A 22,264-nucleotide genomic window follows, 5' to 3' on the forward strand; every position below is an offset into this window, starting at 1 on the left:
AATCATAGTGAGATTGTGAATTATAGTAGTTTTTGTATTGCCTCTTCAATTTGTTGTGGGTCTGTTTTTGAAGAGAAGCGTTCAAAGACCTGTCCATCTCGACCGATGAGAAATTTAGCGAAATTCCATTCAATTCGTTTTCCCAGTGGGCCAGATTTCTGGTCTTTCAACCAAACATAGAGGGGATCTGCTTCCTTACCGTTGACCTTGATCTTGGCAAAACGTGGGAAAGTGGTTTGATAATGTAGGCTACAGAAGCTGTTGATTTCCTCTGGGCTACCTGGTGCTTGTCCCATAAACTGATTGCAAGGGAAGTCTAAAATCTCAAAACCTTGTTCTTGATAGCGATCATAGAGTTCTTGAAGTCCTTGGTACTGGGGCGTTAAACCACATCCAGTAGCAGTGTTGACAACCAAGAGAACCTTACCACGATAGGTCTCTAGTGGAGTTTCTTGATGGTCTTGGTTCAAGACTGAAAAATCGTATAGTGAAGTCATTGCTTGCTTTTCTCCTTCTGATTGGTATTTTTAGGAGTTTTCTCCTCCTGTAATGATAGAAATCCGTAGGTCAGGGTTCCAAAAATGCTACCGATAATCAGGCCATACATCAGAAGAGGAACACTTTTATCGAATTGTATGAGCAACTTACCAAAATCTGAAAAGGACATCTGCTGAACGAAGACTTTATGAAAGATGAGTAGGGTAAAGAGGCCAATCTGAAGACCGATAAACACAACCCAGCTTCGAAATTTGATTTGGGCTTTGCTGTAGGTTTTGAGGATGATTTCTGACTTGTCATCTTTTTCCAGATGGAGTTCTTTGACAGCTCTTTGAGTTTTTAAGGTAATGAAAAAAATGAGTCCAGAGTAAATGTAGGGCATGGCATAGCGAACGGCTTCTATGAAGCGTCCAAATAATAGATAAAACAAGAAGAGAATGAAGGAAGAGTAAAAGATTTGGACCATGGAACGGGCACAAGCCTTGTAGATAATCTCTTGCCGACATTCATCAAAAGGGCCTTGAATATGAAAGAGATTTCGGAGTAGGCGAGTGGTTAAGTCTTCTTTTTTCATGCTGGTAACCTCCTAAATGAGCGGTTTTACTGACTTTCTTTTACGAATTGATAGAGATAATAAAGATAAATGATAGAAGAAAGGCTAGCGATAGTCAGCAGTAAATAATAATTCCAATTGCCTGAGACGAGCATCAGTTGTGGAAAAGATAGAATCATAAAGTATAGTGCTAAGTTAAGTGTGCGCGTTTTTGGGGAGTCAATCTTTAGATAAGTCAGTCCTTTGTTAAGTGCTAGAATAAAGACTAGCACGAGGAATGTCTCGTCGATTGGCAAGTTCCCTGAAACGATGATGAAGATGAGCAGTGAACTGAACAAAATATGATAGGTAAGTAAAGTTACTAGTGATTTCATAGGGCACCTCCTAATCCTGGTCTTTTTTAGCTCTTGCAATACGAAGTGAGTCAACAGTATGCATCATCACTCCGAAAAAGAAAGCTCCCAGTATAGTTTTAAAAATATGTTTTGTATTTAGAAGAGAAGTGATAAAATTTGGATTTTCACTTGTTAGGGTATCAATGAGTGGAATTATAAAAAATATCACTGTTCCATAAATCGAACCTGCTTTCAGACCAGGATAACGTAACTGTTTCTTTTCTTTTTTCATAGTTTCCTCCTAATCCTCATCTTGATCTTTCTTAGTTTTTGCAATGCGACGGGAGATGAGGAACTGTATGCTCGCTCCGAAGAAGATAGAACCGAGAATGCTTGATACACCATTTCTTATAGTGAGAAGAGAATGAAAATAGTCCTGACCTTCACCTATGAGTATACTGAGAAGAGGAGTTATAAAAAACATCCATAGACCAAAGAACAAACCTGCTTTAAGACCTGGGTAGTGTAGTTGCTTACTTTCTTTCTCGCTCAGCATATCTGGTTCAATAGTTGTAATCCCTGTTTTTTTCATTTGGTAGGTGAGATAGCCAGCAACGATGAGGGCAATCACTAAAATCAGAGGAGGATAGACTAGAGCCACTAGTTGAGGATATTTATAGGCCAGAACGAGCGGAATAAGATTTCCGAAAATCATCAGATAAAAGAGGAAGATAAAGACTTGATTGCCGATACGATCAGCCTCGCGTCGTTTGTATTCGTCAAGTGGATCAGAAATACCGTATGTGCGCTTGATCAGTTTTTCAGTGAAGGTTTCTTTTTTCATGTGTTGGCTCCTTTTTAAAAATCATCCTCCCAAAAGAGACTGTTGAGGTCAGTTTGGAGGCTACGGGCGAGATTGAGACAGAGTTCCAGAGTTGGATTGTACTTGTCGTTCTCAATCATGTTGATGGTCTGTCTCGAGACGCCGATATCCTTGGCGAGCTCGAGCTGGGAAATGCCCAGTTCCTTGCGAAATTCTTTCACACGATTCATCTGATCTCCTTTCTGATTTGTGTCGTATATATTTGACTATATTGTATTCCTTTAAAAATAAAATGTCAAGTATTTTTGACATATTTTTTGAAGAAATAGTAGTATCCTTGTCCGATTTATCTGACTAGTGCAAGCTGGTCGGATTTGTGGTAAAATAGATAAGATATGACAAAAGAATTTCATCATGTAACGGTCTTACTCCATGAAACGATTGATATGCTCGACGTAAAGCCTGACGGTATCTACGTTGATGCGACTTTGGGTGGAGCGGGCCATAGCGAATATTTATTAAGTAAATTAAGTGAAAAAGGACATCTCTATGCCTTTGACCAGGACCAGAATGCCATCGACAATGCGCAAGAACGCTTGGCACCCTACATTGAAAAGGGGATGGTGACTTTTATCAAGGATAACTTCCGTCATTTACAGGCACGTTTGCGCGAAGCTGGTGTTCAGGAAATTGATGGAATTTGTTATGACTTGGGAGTGTCTAGTCCTCAGCTGGATCAGCGTGAGCGTGGTTTTTCTTATAAAAAGGATGCGCCATTGGATATGCGCATGAATCAGGATGCTAGTCTGACAGCTTATGAAGTGGTGAACCACTATGGTTATCATGACTTGGTTCGTATTTTCTTCAAGTATGGTGAGGACAAATTCTCTAAACAGATTGCCCGTAAGATTGAACAAGCGCGTGAGGTCACGCCAATCGAGACTACGACTGAATTAGCAGAGATTATCAAGTCGGCTAAACCTGCCAAGGAGCTCAAGAAGAAGGGCCATCCTGCCAAACAGATATTCCAGGCTATTCGGATTGAAGTCAACGATGAGCTGGGAGCCGCAGATGAATCTATCCAGCAGGCTATGGAGATGTTGGCTCTAGATGGTAGAATCTCAGTGATTACCTTCCATTCGCTAGAAGACCGCTTGACCAAGCAATTGTTCAAGGAAGCTTCAACGGTTGAAGTTCCAAAAGGCTTGCCTTTCATCCCAGATGATCTCAAGCCCAAGATGGAATTGGTATCCCGTAAGCCAATCTTGCCAAGTGCAGAAGAATTAGAAGCCAATAACCGCTCGCACTCAGCCAAGTTGCGCGTGGTCAGAAAAATTCACAAGTAAGAGGAAAAAATGGTAGATAAAAAAGAAACAACCAGTCAATTCTTGCAGAATCGTATAAAAAAATTCTCCCGTGTGGAGAAGGCTTTTTATCTTTCCATTGCGTTTACAGCTCTCGTTTTGGCGCTGAGTATTATCTTTATGCAGACTCGACTCCTACAAGTACAAAATGATTTGACAAAAATCAATGCGCAGATAGAGGAGAAGAAGACAGAGTTGGATGATGCCAAACAAGAGGTAAATGAATTGTTGAGGGCAGAACGCTTGAAAGAAATCGCAAATTCTAAGGACTTAAAATTGAATAATGAGAATATTCGATCAGCGGAGTAAGATATGAAGTGGACAAAAAGAATAACCCGATTTGCGATTAGAAACCGTAAATCTCCAGCAGAAAATCGTAAAATAGTGGGGAAGTACATCAGCTTGTTAGCTGTCGTACTTTTCGCTGTCTTTTTGGTCAATTTTGCTGTTATTATCGGGAGTGGTAGTAAATTTGGAACGGATCTAGTCAAAGAGGCTAAGAAGGTTCACCAAATAACCCGTATAGTCCCTGCCAAACGTGGGACTATTTATGACCGAAATGGAGTCCCGATTGCTGAGGATGCAACCTCCTATAATGTCTATGCTGTTATTGATAAAAAATACAAATCAGCAACGGGTAAAATTCTTTATGTAGAAGATGCCCAGTTTAATAAGGTAGCAGAGATTTTCCATAAGTATTTGGATATGGATGAGGCTTATGTTAAAGAACAATTGTCTCAACCGAATCTGACTCAAGTTTCTTTTGGTGCAAAAGGAAATGGAATTACCTATGCCAATATGATGGCTATTAAAAAGGATCTAAAAGACGCTAGTGTTGAAGGAATTGACTTCACAACTAGCCCAAACAGAAGCTATCCAAATGGACAATTCGCTTCTAGTTTTATTGGTTTAGCTCAGCTCCATGAAAATGAAGATGGCAGCAAGAGCTTGCTGGGAACTTCTGGAATGGAGAGTTCCTTGAACAGTATTCTTGCAGGGACAGACGGCATTATTACCTATGAAAAGGATCGTCTGGGTAATATTGTCCCTGGAACAGAACAAGTTTCCCAGCAAACAGTAGATGGCAAGGATGTTTATACGACTATTTCCAGCACCCTTCAGTCCTTCATGGAGACACAGATGAATGCCTTTCAAGAAAAAGTAAAAGGCAAGTATATGACGGCTACCTTGGTCAGTGCTAAAACAGGGGAAATTCTTGCAACAACGCAACGGCCGACCTTCGATGCTGATACTAAGGAAGGACTTACCAAGGACTTTGTTTGGCGTGATATCCTCTATCAAAGTAACTATGAACCAGGATCAACCATGAAGGTCATGACGCTCGCTGCTGCTATTGATAATAACACTTTCCCAAGTGGAGAATACTTCAATAGCAGTGAATTAAAAATAGCGGATGTGACGATTCGAGATTGGGATGTTAATGATGGTTTGACTACTGGTAGGATGATGACTTTCTTACAAGGTTTCGCTCTCTCCAGTAATGTTGGAATGAGTCTTCTTGAACAAAAAATGGGAGATACTACTTGGTTGGATTATCTAAACCGCTTTAAATTTGGGGTCCCAACTCGCTTTGGCTTGACAGATGAATACGCTGGTCAACTTCCAGCTGACAATATTGTTAATATTGCTCAGAGTTCATTTGGACAAGGGATTTCAGTAACTCAGACGCAAATGATTCGTGCTTTCACGGCTATTGCCAACGATGGAGTCATGTTAGAACCTAAATTTATCAGTGCCATTTATGATCCAAATGATCAAACTGCTCGGAAATCTCAAAAAGAAGTTGTGGGAAATCCTGTTTCTAAAGATGCAGCTAGTCTAACTCGGACTAACATGATTTTGGTAGGGACGGATCCGGTTTATGGAACCATGTATAACCACAGCACAGGCAAGCCAACTGTAACTGTTCCTGGGCAAAATGTAGCCCTCAAGTCTGGTACGGCTCAGATTGCTGACGAGAAAAATGGTGGTTATCTAGTCGGGTTAACCAATTATATTTTCTCGGCTGTATCGATGAATCCGGCTGAAAATCCTGATTTTATCTTGTATGTGACGGTCCAACAACCTGAACATTATTCAGGTATTCAGTTGGGAGAATTTGCCAATCCTATCTTGGAGCGGGCTTCAGCTATGAAAGACTCTCTCAATCTTCAAACAACAGCTAAAGCTTTGGAGCAAGTAAGTCAACAAAGTCCTTATCCTATGCCTAGTGTCAAGGATATTTCACCTGGTGATTTAGCAGAAGAATTGCGTCGCAATCTTGTGCAACCAATCGTTGTTGGTACTGGAACAAAGATTAAAGAGACTTCTGTAGAAGAAGGAAAAAATCTTGCACCAAACCAACAAGTTCTCCTTTTATCGGATAAGGTAGAAGAAATTCCAGACATGTATGGCTGGAAAAAAGAGACTGCTGAAACCTTTGCTAAATGGTTGGATATTGAGTTGGAATTTGAAGGTTCAGGTTCCGTCGTTCAGAAGCAAGATGTTCGGACTAATACAGCTATCAAAAACATTAAAAAAATTAAATTAACTTTAGGAGACTAATATGTTTATTTCTATCAGTGCTGGAATTGTGACATTTTTACTAACTTTGGTAGGAATTCCAGCCTTTATCCAATTTTATAGAAAGGCGCAAATTACAGGCCAGCAGATGCATGAGGATGTCAAACAGCACCAGGCAAAAGCTGGGACTCCTACAATGGGAGGTTTGGTTTTCTTAATTGCTTCTGTTTTAGTTGCTTTCTTTTTCGCCCTATTTAGTAATCAACTCAGCAATAATGTTGGTATGATTTTATTTATCTTGGTTCTTTATGGTTTAATCGGATTTTTAGATGACTTCCTCAAGGTCTTCCGTAAAATCAATGAGGGCCTTAATCCCAAACAGAAATTGGCTCTTCAGCTTCTAGGTGGCGTCATTTTCTACCTTTTCTATGAGCGTGGTGGCGATATGCTTTCTGTCTTTGGTTATCAAGTACATCTAGGGATTTTCTATATTGTCTTCGCTCTTTTCTGGCTAGTTGGTTTTTCAAATGCAGTCAACTTGACAGATGGTATTGACGGTCTGGCTAGTATTTCCGTTGTGATTAGTTTGTCTGCCTATGGCGTTATTGCCTATGTGCAAGGTCAGATGGATATCCTTCTAGTGATTCTTGCCATGATTGGTGGTTTGCTCGGTTTCTTTGTCTTTAACCATAAGCCTGCTAAGGTCTTTATGGGGGATGTGGGAAGTTTGGCTCTCGGTGGAATGTTGGCAGCTATCTCTATGGCCCTCCACCAAGAATGGACTCTCTTGATTATCGGAATTGTTTATGTTTTTGAAACAACTTCGGTTATGATGCAAGTAAGTTATTTCAAAATGACTGGTGGCAAACGTATTTTCCGTATGACGCCTGTGCATCACCATTTTGAGCTTGGAGGATTGTCTGGTAAAGGAAATCCTTGGAGCGAGTGGAAGGTTGACTTCTTCTTTTGGGGAGTGGGACTTCTAGCAAGTCTCCTGACGCTAGCAATTTTGTATTTGATGTAAGAACGGCACCCTGATTTTTCAGGGTGTTTTTGCTTTTTAAAAAATATTGGTCAATTAAAGTCAAAATCCTTGACCTTTTCTGACTAATGTAGTATATTATGAACGTAAGGTAAATGAAAGCCTTACTAGAACACTTATTTAAAGTAAAATAGAAAGAGGTGGGGTCTATGTTTAATCTACAAATCTTCAGAAGTAAAGATAGTCTACTCCTACTTGAAAAAGAAAAACCAGAAATAGTACGTAGAGTAGCGATTTAGCTAGTCTAAATTTTTTAAAACAAAGGTCAAAGATAGTCAATATCAGTAATAATAACGAAGTAAAACAAAAAGAGGTAAAGAATATGAACAACAACTTTAATAATTTTAACAATATGGATGATTTATTTAACCAATTGATGGGTGGTATGCGTGGATATAGTTCTGAAAATCGCCGTTACTTGATTAATGGACGTGAAGTGACACCTGAGGAATTTGCTCATTATCGTGCAACTGGTCAATTACCAGGAAATGCAGAAACTGATGGACAAATGCCACAACAGACTTCAGGTATGAAACAAGACGGTGTCCTTGCTAGACTAGGTCGAAACTTGACAGCAGAAGCGCGTGAGGGCAAGTTGGATCCTGTTATCGGACGAAACAAGGAAATTCAAGAAACATCTGAAATTCTTTCACGCCGTACCAAGAACAATCCTGTTCTAGTCGGAGATGCAGGTGTTGGTAAGACAGCAGTTGTCGAAGGATTAGCGCAAGCCATTGTGAACGGAGATGTCCCAGCTGCCATTAAGAATAAGGAAATTATTTCCATTGATATCTCAGGTCTTGAGGCTGGGACTCAATACCGTGGTAGCTTTGAAGAAAACGTTCAAAATTTAGTCAATGAAGTGAAAGAAGCAGGAAATATTATCCTCTTCTTTGATGAAATTCACCAAATTCTCGGTGCTGGATCTACTGGAGGTGACAGTGGATCTAAAGGCCTTGCGGATATTCTCAAGCCAGCCCTATCTCGTGGGGAATTGACCGTGATTGGGGCAACGACTCAAGACGAATACCGTAATACTATCTTGAAGAATGCAGCTCTTGCTCGTCGTTTCAACGAAGTCAAGGTCAATGCTCCTTCAGCAGAGGATACCTTTAAAATCCTTCAAGGAATTCGTGATCTCTATCAACAACACCACAATGTCATCTTGCCAGATGAAGTCTTGAAAGCAGCAGTGGATTATTCTGTACAATACATTCCTCAACGTAGCTTGCCAGATAAGGCTATTGACCTTGTCGATGTTACGGCAGCTCACTTGGCAGCTCAGCATCCAGTAACAGATGTACATGCTGTTGAACGTGAAATTGAGGCAGAAAAAGACAAGCAGGAAAAAGCAGTTGAGGCGGAAGATTTTGAAGCAGCTCTAAACTATAAAACACGCATCGCAGAATTGGAAAAGAAAATCGAAAACCACACAGAAGATATGAAAGTGACTGCAAGTGTCAACGATGTGGCTGAATCTGTAGAACGAATGACAGGAATTCCAGTATCACAAATGGGAGCGTCAGACATCGAACGTTTGAAAGATATGTCTCATCGTCTGCAAGATAAGGTAATCGGTCAAGACAAGGCGGTAGAAGCTGTAGCTCGTGCTATCCGTCGTAACCGTGCTGGTTTTGATGAAGGCAATCGCCCAATCGGTAGTTTCCTCTTTGTAGGACCTACTGGGGTTGGTAAGACGGAGCTTGCTAAGCAATTGGCGCTAGATATGTTTGGAACCAAGGATGCGATCATCCGCTTGGATATGTCTGAATACAGTGACCGCACAGCCGTTTCTAAGCTAATTGGTACAACAGCAGGCTATGTGGGTTATGATGACAATAGAAATACCTTGACAGAACGTGTTCGTCGCAATCCATACTCTATCATTCTCTTGGATGAGATTGAAAAGGCTGACCCTCAAGTGATTACTCTTCTCCTCCAAGTTCTAGATGATGGTCGTTTGACAGATGGTCAAGGAAATACAGTAAACTTTAAAAACACTGTCATTATTGCAACCTCAAATGCTGGATTTGGCTATGAAGCCAACTTGACAGAAGATGCGGATAAACCAGAATTGATGGACCGTTTGAAACCCTTCTTCCGTCCAGAGTTCCTCAACCGCTTTAATGCAGTTATCGAGTTCTCACACTTGAATAAGGAAGACCTTTCTAAGATTGTGGACTTGATGTTGGCTGAAGTCAACCAAACCTTGGCTAAGAAAGACATTGATTTGTCAGTCAGTCAAGCGGTTAAAGACTATATCACAGAAGAAGGTTATGACGAAGTCATGGGTGTTCGTCCGCTCCGTCGCGTGGTTGAACAAGAAATTCGGGATAAGGTGACAGATTTCCACTTGGATCATTTAGATGCCAAACATCTGGAAGCCGATATGGAAGATGGTGTTTTAGTCATTCGTGAAAAAGCCTAATACTCTTCGAAAATCTCTTCAAACCACGTCAACGTCGCCTTGCTGTATATATGTGACTGACTTCGTCAGTTCTATCTACAACCTCAAAGCAGTGCTTTGAGCAACCTACGGCTAGTTTTCTAGTTTGCTCTTTGATTTTCATTGAGTATAAGACAGAATTTTGAGGATAAAAAAGAAGGAGCCAGCTGAAAAGCCGGTTCCTTTTTTACGTTTAAATCACATGACGCTCAAAGGCATCATCTGAAATCCCTTGTTCCAAGATGAGTTTCGCCCATTCTTTAGCAGAAAAGAGGCTGTGATCCTTGTAGTTTCCACAAGATTCGATGGTTGTTCCAGGAACATCTTCCCAAGTAGTAGTCTCAGCGATTTCCTTGAGCGAATCCTTGATAACGGTCGCGATTTCGGCACTAGTGTGATGTCCCCACATAATCATGTGGAAGCCTGTACGGCAACCAAATGGTGAACAGTCAATCATACCGTCAATGCGGGTGCGGATGAGTTTTGCCAAGAGGTGCTCAATAGTGTGAAGACCAGCGGTAGGGATAGAGTCTTCATTTGGTTGCACCAAGCGAATATCATAATTGGAGATGATGTCACCTTTTGGTCCTGTTTCTTCTCCAATCAAGCGAACATAGGGTGCTTTAACAATAGTGTGGTCAAGTTCAAAACTTTCAACAATAACTTCTTTTGACATGGTAAATCCTTTCAGTTTTCTTCTTTCATTATAACATAAAGCTGGCTCCTGAGACAGAGAGAAAACCTCTCCGTGAGTGGAGAGGTTCAAATCGTTACTTGCGATACAAGCGGTCGTATTGGTAGTATGGGTCAAAGGTTACGTTGATACCTAATTTACGAAGGACATTCTTGTCTTCATCTGTCAAGATGATGGTTGAGTGAGCTTCGCTTCCTTTGAGGTTGCCAAGTTCTTCCATAGCGCGGGCAGCGTCAGGATTTTCCGTAGCTGTGATAGCTAGTGCAATCAAAATTTCATTTGAATGCAGGCGTGGATTGCGACTACCGAGATGATCGATTTTAAGACCTTGGATTGGTTTGACAAGTTCAGGTTCGATGAGTTTTACTTCTTTAGCAATATCAGCTGATTTCTTGATGGCGTTGATCAAGGCAGCGGCTGTAGGGCCAAAGAGTTCTGAGTTCTTACCAGTCACGATTTCACCAGTTGGCAATTCAAGGGCTAGGGCTGGTCCGCCAGTTTCTTCAGCTTTTTGACGTGCAGCAACAGCAACCTTGCGGTCTGCAGGTGTGATACCGAGGTCGTTCATAAGCAACTCGATTTTCTTGACAGCAGCTTCGCCAACTTTTTCGGCTTTGAAATCAAGAACAGTCTGATAGTAGCGACGGATGATTTCTTGTTTAGAGGCTTCAATAGCAGCCTCATTATCTGTAATAGCGAAACCAACCATGTTGACACCCATATCTGTCGGAGAAGCGTATGGAGATTCACCAAGGATACGTTCCAACATGCGCTTGAGCACTGGGAAAATCTCGATATCACGGTTATAGTTGACAGTGGTTTCTCCGTAGGTTTGGAGATGGAAGGGGTCAATCATGTTGACATCATCAAGGTCAGCTGTGGCAGCTTCGTAGGCCAAGTTGACTGGGTGATGAAGGGGAAGATTCCAAACTGGGAAGGTTTCAAATTTAGCGTAGCCAGACTTGATACCATTGATTTGGTCGTGGTACATATTGGACATACAGGTTGCCAATTTTCCAGAACCAGGTCCAGGAGCGGTTACGACGATCAAGTTACGACTGGTTTTGATGTAGTCGTTTTTCCCCATGCCTTCAGGAGAAATAATGTGATCCATATCCGTCGGATATCCTTTGATTGGATAATGAAGATAAGAATCAATTCCATTTTTCTCAAGTTGGTTGCGGAAAGCATCTGCAGCGGGTTGGCCAGCGTACTGTGTGATGACAACGGAGCCAACAAAAATTCCCAGTTCATTGAATTTATCAATCAAACGAAGAACTTCTTGGTCATAAGAAATGCCCAAGTCACCACGTGCTTTGGAATGTTCGATGTTGCTAGCATTAATGGCAATGACAACCTCGACTTGCTCTTTCAATTCTTGCAAGAGCTTGATTTTATTGTCAGGCTCATAACCAGGAAGAACACGAGCAGCGTGGAAATCTTCTAACATTTTGCCACCAAACTCCAAGTAGAGCTTGCCGTCAAATTGGTTAATGCGCTCCAAAATGTGGTCGCGCTGTAGATTCAAATATTGTTCAGAACTAAAAGCTTGTTTTTTCATTTTTTTACCTCTGACCTCTATTATAATAAAAAATTGAAAGTTAGGAAACTATGGAGTTCAAAAAGGAATCAAAAAGATTAGGCAAACGCTTGCACAAAGTTTTAAAAAACGCTATCATAGACTATAGATTATTAAAATAATGAGGTAAGAAGATGCAAGAAAAATGGTGGCACAATGCCGTAGTCTATCAAGTCTATCCTAAGAGTTTTATGGATAGTAATGGAGATGGAATTGGCGATTTGCCAGGAATTACCAGTAAGTTAGACTATCTAGCCAAGTTAGGAATTACAGCGATTTGGCTTTCTCCAGTTTATGACAGTCCTATGGATGATAATGGCTATGATATTGCTGATTATCAAGCGATTGCTGCTATTTTTGGGACTATGGAGGATATGGACCAACTGATCGCGGAAGCTAAGAAACGTGATATTCGTATCATCATGGACTTGGTGGTCAATCATACCTCAGATGAGCATGCTTGGTTTGTCGAGGCATGTGAAAATCCTGATAGCCCTGAACGAGACTACTATATCTGGCGGGATGAACCCAACGATTTGGAGTCTATCTTTAGTGGGTCTGCTTGGGAGTACGATGAAAAGTCAGGTCAGTACTATCTCCACTTTTTCAGTAAGAAGCAACCTGATCTCAACTGGGAAAATGAAAAACTTCGTCAGAAAATTTATGAGATGATGAATTTCTGGATTGATAAAGGCATTGGTGGTTTCCGCATGGATGTCATTGACATGATTGGGAAAATTCCTGACGAGAAAGTAGTCAATAATGGTCCTATGCTCCATCCCTATCTCAAGGAGATGAATCAGGCGACCTTTGGAGATAAGAATCTCTTAACAGTAGGAGAAACATGGGGAGCAACGCCAGAAATTGCTAAGCTCTACTCGGATCCAAAGGGGCAAGAATTATCTATGGTCTTCCAGTTCGAACACATCGGTCTTCAGTATCAGGAAGGGCAACCTAAATGGCACTATCAAAAAGAGCTGAATATCGCTAAGTTAAAAGAAATCTTCAACAAGTGGCAGACAGAGTTAGGAGTTGAGGATGGCTGGAATTCGCTCTTCTGGAACAATCATGACCTTCCTCGTATTGTATCAATCTGGGGAAATGACCATGAATACCGCGAAAAATCTGCCAAAGCCTTTGCTATCTTACTTCATCTCATGAGAGGAACACCTTATATCTACCAAGGTGAGGAAATTGGGATGACCAACTATCCGTTTGAAACGCTGGACCAAGTAGAAGATATTGAATCTCTTAACTATGCGCGTGAAGCTCTTGAAAAAGGTGTTCCGATGGAAGAAATCATGGACAGTATCCGTGTCATTGGACGTGATAATGCCCGTACCCCAATGCAATGGGACGAAAGCAAAAACGCCGGTTTCTCGACAGGTCAGCCTTGGTTGGCAGTCAATCCAAACTATCAAGCAATTAATGTTCAAGAAGCACTGGCAAATCCAGATTCTATTTTCTATACTTATCAGAAACTGGTTCAAATCCGTAAGGAGAATAGCTGGCTGATTCGAGCTGACTTTGAACTCTTGGAAACAACTGACAAGGTCTTCGCCTATATCCGTAAAGATGGCGACCGTCGTTTCCTAGTTGTGGCCAACTTGTCCAATGAAGAGCAAGACTTGACAGTAGAAGGAAATGTCAAATCTGTCTTGATTGAAAACACCCTAGCTCAAGAAGCATTTGAAAAACAAATCTTAGCTCCATGGGATGCTTTCTGTGTGGAATTACTATAAATATTTTTTACAGAAAAATTTAAAATTGAGATCGCATAAAAACAAGGGAGGACTGTATGAAAGACAGAAATCCTTTGTTTTTTTATGAGCAAAGTTTATAAACTTTCATTCTCGAAATTCAATTAACTTTACAAATTTCCTCTATTTTGGTAAAATAAACTTATGTTACAAAAACTAACATAAAGGAGAAAGAAGATGAATACAAAAAAGCGTGTTCTTAGTGCAGGCCTGACCTTTGCGGCTGCTTTGCTTTTAGCTGCTTGCGGACAATCAGGTTCAGATACAAAAACTTACTCATCAACCTTTAGTGGAAATCCAACTACATTTAACTATTTATTAGACTACTACGCTGATAATACATCGATTATAACCAACCTAGTTGATGGTTTGCTTGAAAATGACAACCACGGAAACCTAGTTCCATCTTTGGCAGAAGACTGGTCTGTTTCAAGCGACGGTCTGACTTATACCTATAAATTAAGAAAAGATGCCAAATGGTTTACGGCTGACGGTGAAGAGTACGCTCCAGTCAAGGCGCAAGATTTTGTGACAGGTATCAAGTATGCAGTGGACAATAAATCACAGGCCATTGACTTGATTCAAAACTCGATCAAGGGCTTGAATGATTATATTATAGGAGCGGATTCTGACTTTTCTAAGGTTGGGGTGAAGGCGATCGACGACCAGACTGTTGAGTATACTTTGGCACGCCCAGAACCTTACTGGAACTCAAAAACAACCAACAGTATTCTTTTCCCAGTAAATGAAGAGTTTTTAAACTCAAAAGGGAAAGATTTTGGTACCCTGTCTCCAGATAGCATTCTCTACAGTGGACCTTATTTGTTAAAAGATTTCACATCAAAATCATCGATCGAATATGTGAAAAATCCGCATTACTACGATCATGATAAAGTATCGATTGAACACGTGAAATTGGCTTATTTTGATGGCTCAGACCAAGAATTGACTATCCGTAACTTTGAAAGTGGAGCCTATTCAATCGCTGGGGTTTATCCAAATAGTTCTAACTTTGCTAAGACCAAGGAAAAATATAAGGATAATATCGTTTATAGCTTGCAGGATAAGACTTCTTGGTACTTCAATTTTAACGTCAATCGTAAGGCTTACAACCATACGTCTAAAACGACAGATGAGCAGAAGAAGTCAACTGAGACAGCTGTTTTGAACAAGAACTTCCGCCAAGCGGTGAACTTTGCCTTGGATCGCACAGCCTATTCTGCCCAGTCAAATGGGGAAGAAGCAGCTAGCAAGACCCTTCGTAACACCCTAGTACCTCCTACATTTGTCCAAGTTGGAGACAAGACCTTTGGAGAAGTAGTCGCTTCTAAATTGGTTAACTACGGAACAGAATGGTCAGGTATTGACTTGGCAGATGCTCAGGATGCCTATTTTAACAAAGAAAAAGCCCAAGCAAAATTTGCGGAAGCTAAAAAAGAATTGGCAAGTCAAGGTGTGACTTTCCCAATTCACTTGGATGTGGCTGTTGATCAGACAAGTAAAAATGCTGTGACAGGCATGAACTCTGTTAAGCAGACCCTTGAGTCAGTTTTAGGTGCTGATAACATTGTCATTGATGTTCAGCAACTGTCAACAGATGATTTTAATAACGTAGCCTTCTTGGCGCCAACTCCAGCTGATCGAGACTACGATTTGAACTTTGATGGTTGGGTAGGTGACTACCAAGATCCATCAACTTATCTCAATCCTTTCAATGCAGAGGATGGATTCTATCTCAAGATCTTTGGTCTAGATGCTCAGGAAGATAAAGCTAAAATTGCTAGCTTGGGTCTTGATACCTACACCAAGATGCTCAAAGATGCAGATAGTGAAAATAAAGATGTAGCCAAACGCTATGAAAAATATGCTGAAGCACAGGCTTGGATGATTGACAATTCTCTGATTATGTCAGCCATGTCAAGTGGTGGTACAGCATCTGTAACCAAAGTAACGCCATTTACAAGAGGCTATTCACTGGTCGGTATCAAGGGTGATGGCAATAATTACAAGTACATGAAACTGCAAAAAGATACTGTGACAACCAAACAGTATGAAGAAGCCAAGGCCAAATGGGAGCAAGAAAGCAAAAAAGCAATCGAAAAAGCTCAAAAAGAAGCAGAAAATCATGTTAAATAATGATGAGCAGTTCTATTGGATGATTTTTATAAAGTCGCCCTAATAGGACTGTTTTTGCTGTGTGGGCTAGTAGTTGTCTAGTTATGTTGAAGTGTAAATGAAATGCTGTATTGATTTTGATGGTTTAATGCTCAATGAAAATTAAAGAGCGATTGGGAAGCTAGCTCAAAGTACAGCTTTGAGGTTGCAGATGAATGCTGACGTACTTTGAAGAGATTTTCGAAGAGTATAAGTGTTTATGATGTCCAAATAACCTATATCTAAGAATGTTTATAAACTCTATAAATGTAGAATTTATCGTAAAAAAGTGATATAATAGTAACATTAAATGTATAGGTGTTAATTATGAGTAGACGTTTTAAAAAATCACGTTCACAGAAAGTGAAGCGAAGTGTTAATATAGTTTTGTTGACTATTTATTTATTGTTAGTTGGTTTTTTATTGTTCTTAATCTTTAAGTACAATATACTTGCTTTCAGGCACGTTAATATAGTGGTGGCGGCTTTTGCCGTGATGGTTGCTGTGACTGCCGCAATATTAATAATTTATAAAAAAGCAGAAAAGTTCACGATTTTCTTTTTGACACTAGCTGTTTTAGTGAGTTCGGTTTCTTTATTTACTCTGCAGCAATTTGTAGGATTTACAAGTCATATTAATGCAACTTCAAATTATTCAGAGTATTCTCTCAGTGTCGTCGTTTTAAAGGATAGTGATATCAATAATGTCACACAATTATCCAGTGTTATGGGGCCAACAGGTACGGATAATGAGAATATTCAAAAGCTAATCTCTGATATTAAGACGAGTCAAAATAAAGAATTGACAGTTGAAGAAAGTAGCTCCTATCTTGCAGCCTATAAGAGTTTATTGGCTGGAGATACGAAAGCGATTATCTTAAACAGTGTCTTTGAAAACATTATCGAATCGGAATATCCTGACTATGCTTCAAAAATTAAGAAAATTTATACCAAAGAATTAACCAAGACGGTTGAAACTCCAAAAGATGTCAAAGGTGACAGTTTCAACGTTTATATCAGCGGAATTGATACTTATGGTCCAATCAGTTCGGTTTCTCGGTCTGATGTCAATATCATTATGACAGTGAATCGCGAAACTAAAAAGATTCTCTTGACAACAACCCCTCGTGATTCCTATGTTCCAATTGCAGATGGTGGCAACAACCAAAAAGATAAGTTAACCCATGCAGGGATTTATGGTGTAGATGCTTCCATTCACACACTGGAAAATCTCTACGGCATTGACTTAAACTACTACGCTCGTTTGAATTTCACCTCTTTCTTGAAATTGATTGATGTCCTTGGTGGAGTTGACGTCTATAATGATCAAGAGTTTGATGCACATACAAATAATGGGAAAAATTATCCAGTAGGTACATTACATTTGGATTCGAAAGACGCTCTTGGCTTTGTGCGTGAGCGCTATTCTCTGGCAGATGGAGACCGGGATCGTGGTCGTAACCAGCAAAAGGTCATTGTGGCTATTTTGCAAAAGTTAACCTCTACAGAAGCTTTGAAAAATTATGACAGTATTATTAAGGGGCTACAAGATTCCGTGCAAACCAATATGCCGCTTGAAACCATGATAAACTTGGTCAATGCCCAACTTGAGAGTGGTGGAACTTATAAGATCAATTCGCAAGATCTTAAAGGAACAGGGCGTATGGATTTGCCATCCTATGCCATGCCTGACAGTAACCTCTACATGATGGAGATAAGTGATAGCAGTTTAGAGTCAGTCAAGGCTGCTATCAAAGATGTGATGGAAGGAAAATAAGACAAAATGATTGATATTCATTCGCATATTGTATTTGGTGTGGATGATGGTCCTAAAACGAAGCAAGAAAGCAAGGCGCTTTTGACAGAAGCTTACAGGCAAGGAGTAAGGACTATTGTATCGACATCACATAGACGAAAAGGAATGTTTGAGACACCTGAGGAGACAATAGAGGCAAATTTCCAAGAAGTTAAGGAGATAGCCAAGGAAGTGGCTCCAGATTTGACCATTCTCTATGGAGCAGAAATTTATTATACTAGTGATATTCTTGAGAAACTAGAAGAGCAGGTGATCCCAAGTCTAAATGGAACGCGATACGCACTCATTGAGTTTAGCATGGCTACCCCTTACAGGGAAATCCATACTGCTTTGAGCAATGTTCTCATGCTTGGGATAACGCCTGTAGTTGCTCATATTGAACGTTATCATGAATTAGAAAATAACGAAAAACGGGTAAAAGAGCTGATTGATATGGGCTGCTACACTCAAATCAATAGTTCAAGCATTTTAAAACCAAAGTTATTTGGGGATAAATATAAATTTATGAAGAAACGAGCTCGCTATTTTCTAGAGCGTGATTTGGTTCATTTTGTTGCTAGTGATATGCACAATTTAGACCAAAGACCGCCTTATATGAAAGAAGCTTATGAGATCGTCTCAAAACAATACGGTGAAAGAAAGGCGAGAGAATTATTTGTCGAAAATCCTCGCTTCATCTTAGCTGATCAAATTATTTAGGAGTTGACATGAAAGAAAATAAAGAAATCGCAATTGACGTTGTTCAATTATTTAAAATCCTTTGGAAGAAGAAAATCGCTATTATCCTAACGGCGATTGTGGCGGCTTTAGTTGCTTTTGGTGTAAGTAGTTTTGTACTGACACCTGAGTATTCGAGTACGACACGGATTTATGTGGTCAATCGAAATCAATCAGAAAATGCAGGGTTGACCAACCAGGATTTGCAGGCTGGTACTTACCTGGTAAAAGACTATAAGGAAATTATCCTTTCGCAAGATGTACTGGAGAAAGTCATTTCAAATCTTAAATTAGAGCAATCAGGCAAAGGATTAAGCAAGAAGATTCAAGTAACAGTGCCTGTAGATACTCGTATAGTATCGATTGTTGTAAAGGATGATCAACCAGAAGAAGCCAGTCGTATCGCAAACGCTCTTCGTGAGGTGGCTGCTGAAAAAATTATTAAAGTTACTCGTGTATCAGATGTGACAACACTAGAGGAAGCGAGACCAGCCCTAACACCATCCTCACCTAATATTCGTCGAAATACCTTACTTGCTTTTCTAGCAGGTGGAGCAGTGATGGTTATTTTGGTCTTATTACTTGAATTATTGGACGATCGTGTCAAACGACCAGAAGATGTGGAAGAAGTAATGCATGTTGCACTTTTAGGAATTGTTCCAGATTTGAATAAGTTAAAATAAGGGAGAAAATATGCCAACATTAGAAATCGCACAAAAGCATTTGGTTTTTGCCAAAAAAGCTGAAGAACACTATAATGCTTTGCGCACCAATATTCAATTAAGTGGTGATGATTTGAAAGTTCTTGCCATTTCATCTGTCAAACCTGGTGAAGGGAAGTCTACAACGTCAACTAATATCGCCTGGGCTTTCGCGCGTGCAGGCTATAAAACATTACTAGTAGATGCGGATATCCGTAATTCAGTTATGTCTGGTGTCTTCAAGTCAAGAGAAAAAATTACTGGATTGACTGACTTTTTGGCAGGGACCGCAGACCTCTCTCATGGACTTTGTGATACCAATGTTGAAAATTTATTTGTTATTCAGGCAGGTCCTGTATCACCTAACCCAACAGCCCTCCTGCAGAGTGAAAATTTCCATACCATGATTGATACCTTGCGTAAGTATTTTGACTATGTCATTGTCGATACGGCACCGATTGGAATGGTCATTGATGCTACCATCATTACGCAAAAATGTGATGCTTCTATCTTGGTAACGGCAGCTGGAGAGACGAAACGACGTGATGTCTTAAAGGCTAAAGAACAGTTAGAACAAACAGGAATTCCATGTTTAGGTGTAGTTCTAAATAAATTTAACACAGAAGTTGAAAAATATGGTTCTTATGGAGTCTATGGTTCCTATGGAGCATATGGGAAGAAATAATTAGTTAAAAATGTATTTGATTTTAAAAGATACTTTAGATAGATTTTTGGCGTTTTTTCTATTTATTACCTTGATAATCATACCGATTATTCCTATAACGATTCTGGCTATTTGGATAGAAGATCCAGGAGATGTTTTCTATTTACAAGATAGAGTTGGTTTAAATGGAAAAAAATTCAAAGTAATAAAATTTCGTAGCATGTATAAAGATGCTGATCAGAGAATAAAGGAAAGCATTAATAGTGGTAAAACTGATCGTCTAAATTTTAAAGAACATTCTCAAAGTATGACTACAAAAGTCGGTAAAGTGATACGAAAACTTTCAATTGATGAATTACCTCAATTATTGAATATTATAAAAGGTGATATGGCTATAGTGGGACCTCGTCCATTACAAGAGTTTGAAATCACTCATCATATTCTTACCCATCAAGAAATGGGTATTGATTTAAAGATGTCTAAAAGATTGTCTGTGAAACCTGGTTTGCTTTGTTATTGGCAAGTTACGCCAAATAAAAATGACATGCCTTTTGGTGATAGAATGAATCTAGATTTATTATATATTGACAATGTATCCTTCAAGACTGATTTCGTGCTTATTTTGAAGGGATTTTATACAGTTTTAATGGGTAATAATAATTAATATGAAGGATGTAAAAATATTAGTAGCAACACATAAAAAATATAAAATGCCCGCTGATACAAGTGTATATCTACCAATTCATGTAGGATGTGAAGGAAAGAAAAAATTAGGATTTCAAGGTGATAATTCTGGTGAAAATATTTCTGTTTTAAATCCTTACTATTGTGAACTTACTGGTCTCTATTGGGCATGGAAAAATTTAGAGTGCGACTATTTAGGTTTGGTGCATTATCGTCGTTATTTTACTAAAATGACTAGAAGGTACAATGAATCCATAAATGTTGATGATGTAATTTTAAATAGGTTTGAAGTGGAGAAATTGTTAGAGAACTCAGAAGTCATCGTTCCTAAAAGAAGAAAATATTATATTGAAACTCTTTATTCTCATTACGATCATACTTTTGATGGTACTCATTTAGATTTAGCTAGAAAAATGATTGAAATGAAGAATCCAGAATATCTTTCTAGTTTTGATAAGGTAATGAAGCAAAGAAGCGGATACATGTTTAACATGTTCATTATGAAAAAAGAACTGGCAGACGATTATTTTTCTTGGCTATTTCCTATTTTGGATAGTATGTATGAAAGTATGGATTTATCAGGGTTAACTGATTTTGAAGCTAGATTATTTGGAAGAGTTAGTGAGCTACTATTTAATGTGTGGTTAGATAAAAACTAAGGAAGTCCCTTTTATGTACATGGAAAAGGTTGACTTGTTTAAAAAAGGAATGTCATTTTTAATGGCGAAATTTTTTGGAAAGAAATATGGACAGAGTTTTTAGATAGGGATAAATAATAAAAATATACTCTGTATCAGAACTTTTAGCTCTTGTTGAGTTAGGAATATTTTCAATCATTTCAATATTTTCCTATGTTACAAAAATACAATCTACTTATCCGAGTATTAATAATTTTGCTACTTTGTTTAGAATTATTAATTTTAGCTTTCGTCTTGAACTTGATGAATTCATTCGATGATTGATAATTTGAATTTATATCTTTGAAAATATGTAATCAAATACCGGAAAAATTCCATAAACAAAAATTAATATATGCAAAAAGTGCAGTATTGAAAATTTTTATCAGCCTGCACTGTCTTTATGTAGGAGGAAAGTATGTCGGATATCAAAATTATTCAAGATAGAATTTTATCTATCTTGAAAGAGTTTATTACTATTTGCGAAGAAAATGACCTGAACTACTATGCTCTAGGTGGTACCTTGCTAGGAGCAGTACGTCATAATGGTTTCATACCTTGGGATGATGATATTGATATCGGCATGCCGAGAGAAGATTACGAAAAGTTTAAAAAATTGGCCCCAACTTTATTGCCAAGTAATTTAGGGATTGTTAATAACTCGCTAAATCTCGATATAACTCAGTTGGTAGATAAAAATGTGACTATTAAATTTGTCAATACTGAAAATAATGTCTTTATTGATATTTTTCCTCTTGATGGTTTTCCGGAAAAGGGAAGTTACGCTGCTAGATTGCATGGTTTTAGAGTGTTGTTTCAAAGAATGCTGTGCAAAATATCGGTATTGGATCAGCTTGAAGATAAAAATCGTGGCACGTTAGAGAATGTTATAGTTAAAATATCAAAAATACTAAGAATTCAAAAGCTACTTCCCAAGGATACATTAGTAGACAGCCTTCATAAGGTTATTCAAAAATATGATTTTAAAACTTCTAATTACGTTGGTAATATTCTGGGCCGGTATCGGGAAAGAGAAATAGTTCCTAGAGAGTATTTTAAAGAACCGGTTTCTCTTTTTTTTGAGGATACTGTGATAAAATGCCCAACTGATTATAAAGGATATTTAACTGAAATTTATGGAGATTACATGAAACTACCGCCAGTAGAAGAACGGATTGCTCATAATTTAGAAATTATATCATTTGGTAAGAATGAAGGATAAGCGTAGTTTAAAG

Annotated in this window: 21 protein-coding genes and 1 pseudogene; 14 read left to right on the forward strand and 8 right to left on the reverse strand. The window is 39.0% G+C overall.

Going from position 1 to position 22,264, the window contains the following annotated elements:
- Positions 1-20 precede the first annotated feature (20 nt).
- Genes QM424_RS05130 through QM424_RS05155 form a run of 6 tightly spaced genes read right to left on the reverse strand, consistent with a single transcriptional unit; the run spans position 21 to position 2,439 of the window.
- Positions 21-497: a glutathione peroxidase gene (locus QM424_RS05130; RefSeq protein WP_261027690.1), complete on the reverse strand. Its 477-nt coding sequence runs from the start codon at positions 495-497 to the stop codon at positions 21-23.
- Positions 494-1,072 carry a DUF3278 domain-containing protein gene (locus QM424_RS05135; protein ID WP_049521631.1) on the reverse strand — a complete coding sequence of 193 codons (579 nt, stop codon included), beginning with the start codon at positions 1,070-1,072 and terminating at the stop codon, positions 494-496. The genes QM424_RS05130 and QM424_RS05135 overlap by 4 nt, the downstream gene beginning before the upstream one ends.
- Positions 1,073-1,098: 26 nt before the next feature.
- Entirely contained in the window at positions 1,099-1,425 is a 327-nt protein-coding gene (locus QM424_RS05140; protein WP_414393376.1) for a hypothetical protein, read from the reverse strand.
- 10 nt (positions 1,426-1,435) lie between these two features.
- Complete coding sequence (locus tag QM424_RS05145; RefSeq protein WP_049521630.1) at positions 1,436-1,678, reverse strand: hypothetical protein; 243 nt, start codon at positions 1,676-1,678, stop codon at positions 1,436-1,438.
- A gap of 9 nt (positions 1,679-1,687) precedes the next feature.
- Positions 1,688-2,230 carry a DUF3278 domain-containing protein gene (locus QM424_RS05150; protein ID WP_414393378.1) on the reverse strand — a complete coding sequence of 181 codons (543 nt, stop codon included), beginning with the start codon at positions 2,228-2,230 and terminating at the stop codon, positions 1,688-1,690.
- 14 nt (positions 2,231-2,244) lie between these two features.
- On the reverse strand, positions 2,245-2,439 hold the full coding sequence (locus tag QM424_RS05155) for a helix-turn-helix transcriptional regulator (protein ID WP_001082470.1): 195 nt from the start codon (positions 2,437-2,439) through the stop codon (positions 2,245-2,247).
- Positions 2,440-2,604: 165 nt separating this feature from the next.
- Between QM424_RS05155 and rsmH the strand changes: the two genes are divergently transcribed.
- From rsmH to QM424_RS05180, 5 genes are all read left to right on the forward strand, one after another.
- Complete coding sequence (gene rsmH / locus QM424_RS05160) at positions 2,605-3,555, forward strand: 16S rRNA (cytosine(1402)-N(4))-methyltransferase RsmH (RefSeq protein WP_414393380.1); 951 nt, start codon at positions 2,605-2,607, stop codon at positions 3,553-3,555.
- A gap of 9 nt (positions 3,556-3,564) precedes the next feature.
- On the forward strand, positions 3,565-3,882 hold the full coding sequence (gene ftsL / locus QM424_RS05165) for a cell division protein FtsL (protein WP_000227822.1): 318 nt from the start codon (positions 3,565-3,567) through the stop codon (positions 3,880-3,882).
- A gap of 3 nt (positions 3,883-3,885) precedes the next feature.
- Positions 3,886-6,138, forward strand: coding sequence for a penicillin-binding protein PBP2X (pbp2x, locus tag QM424_RS05170; RefSeq protein ID WP_414393382.1), 2,253 nt, complete (start codon positions 3,886-3,888; stop codon positions 6,136-6,138).
- Between the two features lies 1 nt (position 6,139).
- Positions 6,140-7,120 (forward strand): phospho-N-acetylmuramoyl-pentapeptide-transferase, encoded by a 981-nt coding sequence (gene mraY / locus QM424_RS05175; protein WP_000470820.1) that lies wholly within the window; start codon positions 6,140-6,142, stop codon positions 7,118-7,120.
- Between the two features lie 340 nt (positions 7,121-7,460).
- Positions 7,461-9,566, forward strand: a complete 2,106-nt coding sequence (locus QM424_RS05180) for an ATP-dependent Clp protease ATP-binding subunit (protein ID WP_414393385.1) — start codon at positions 7,461-7,463, stop codon at positions 9,564-9,566.
- 211 nt (positions 9,567-9,777) lie between these two features.
- Here QM424_RS05180 and QM424_RS05185 read toward each other — a convergent pair whose 3' ends face one another.
- Together QM424_RS05185 and QM424_RS05190 are read right to left on the reverse strand one after the other, a co-directional pair.
- Positions 9,778-10,260 (reverse strand): S-ribosylhomocysteine lyase, encoded by a 483-nt coding sequence (locus QM424_RS05185; protein WP_414393387.1) that lies wholly within the window; start codon positions 10,258-10,260, stop codon positions 9,778-9,780.
- Positions 10,261-10,354: 94 nt separating this feature from the next.
- The gene (locus tag QM424_RS05190) at positions 10,355-11,839 is read right to left on the reverse strand and encodes a DUF1846 domain-containing protein (protein WP_414393389.1); all 1,485 of its coding nucleotides are present in this window, start codon (positions 11,837-11,839) and stop codon (positions 10,355-10,357) included.
- 152 nt (positions 11,840-11,991) lie between these two features.
- On the opposite strand from QM424_RS05190, the gene QM424_RS05195 reads away from it, so the two are divergent.
- The 9 genes and pseudogenes from QM424_RS05195 (at position 11,992) to QM424_RS05235 (ending at position 22,251) form a co-directional block, all read left to right on the forward strand.
- Positions 11,992-13,599, forward strand: coding sequence for a glycoside hydrolase family 13 protein (locus QM424_RS05195; RefSeq protein WP_414393391.1), 1,608 nt, complete (start codon positions 11,992-11,994; stop codon positions 13,597-13,599).
- Positions 13,600-13,794: 195 nt separating this feature from the next.
- Positions 13,795-15,753: a peptide ABC transporter substrate-binding protein gene (locus QM424_RS05200; protein ID WP_414393393.1), complete on the forward strand. Its 1,959-nt coding sequence runs from the start codon at positions 13,795-13,797 to the stop codon at positions 15,751-15,753.
- Positions 15,754-16,098: 345 nt separating this feature from the next.
- Entirely contained in the window at positions 16,099-17,547 is a 1,449-nt protein-coding gene (cpsA, locus tag QM424_RS05205) for an LCP family glycopolymer transferase CpsA (RefSeq protein WP_414393395.1), read from the forward strand.
- A gap of 6 nt (positions 17,548-17,553) precedes the next feature.
- The gene (gene cps4B, locus QM424_RS05210) at positions 17,554-18,285 is read left to right on the forward strand and encodes a capsular polysaccharide biosynthesis protein Cps4B (RefSeq protein WP_414393397.1); all 732 of its coding nucleotides are present in this window, start codon (positions 17,554-17,556) and stop codon (positions 18,283-18,285) included.
- An 8-nt stretch (positions 18,286-18,293) separates the two neighbouring features.
- Entirely contained in the window at positions 18,294-18,986 is a 693-nt protein-coding gene (locus QM424_RS05215; protein ID WP_261043554.1) for a CspC family polysaccharide chain length determinant protein, read from the forward strand.
- Between the two features lie 10 nt (positions 18,987-18,996).
- On the forward strand, positions 18,997-19,689 hold the full coding sequence (locus tag QM424_RS05220; protein WP_414393401.1) for a tyrosine-protein kinase: 693 nt from the start codon (positions 18,997-18,999) through the stop codon (positions 19,687-19,689).
- A 16-nt stretch (positions 19,690-19,705) separates the two neighbouring features.
- Positions 19,706-20,332, forward strand: a complete 627-nt coding sequence (locus QM424_RS05225) for a sugar transferase (protein ID WP_261274855.1) — start codon at positions 19,706-19,708, stop codon at positions 20,330-20,332.
- A gap of 1 nt (position 20,333) precedes the next feature.
- Positions 20,334-21,114: pseudogene (locus QM424_RS05230) on the forward strand (DUF4422 domain-containing protein).
- Positions 21,115-21,447: 333 nt separating this feature from the next.
- Positions 21,448-22,251 (forward strand): LicD family protein, encoded by an 804-nt coding sequence (locus tag QM424_RS05235; RefSeq protein ID WP_414393404.1) that lies wholly within the window; start codon positions 21,448-21,450, stop codon positions 22,249-22,251.
- Positions 22,252-22,264: the final 13 nt, after the last annotated feature.

Origin of the sequence: Streptococcus mitis, from assembly GCF_047464945.1 — a bacterium.
GTDB classification, from domain to species: Bacteria; Bacillota; Bacilli; order Lactobacillales; family Streptococcaceae; genus Streptococcus; species Streptococcus mitis_EA.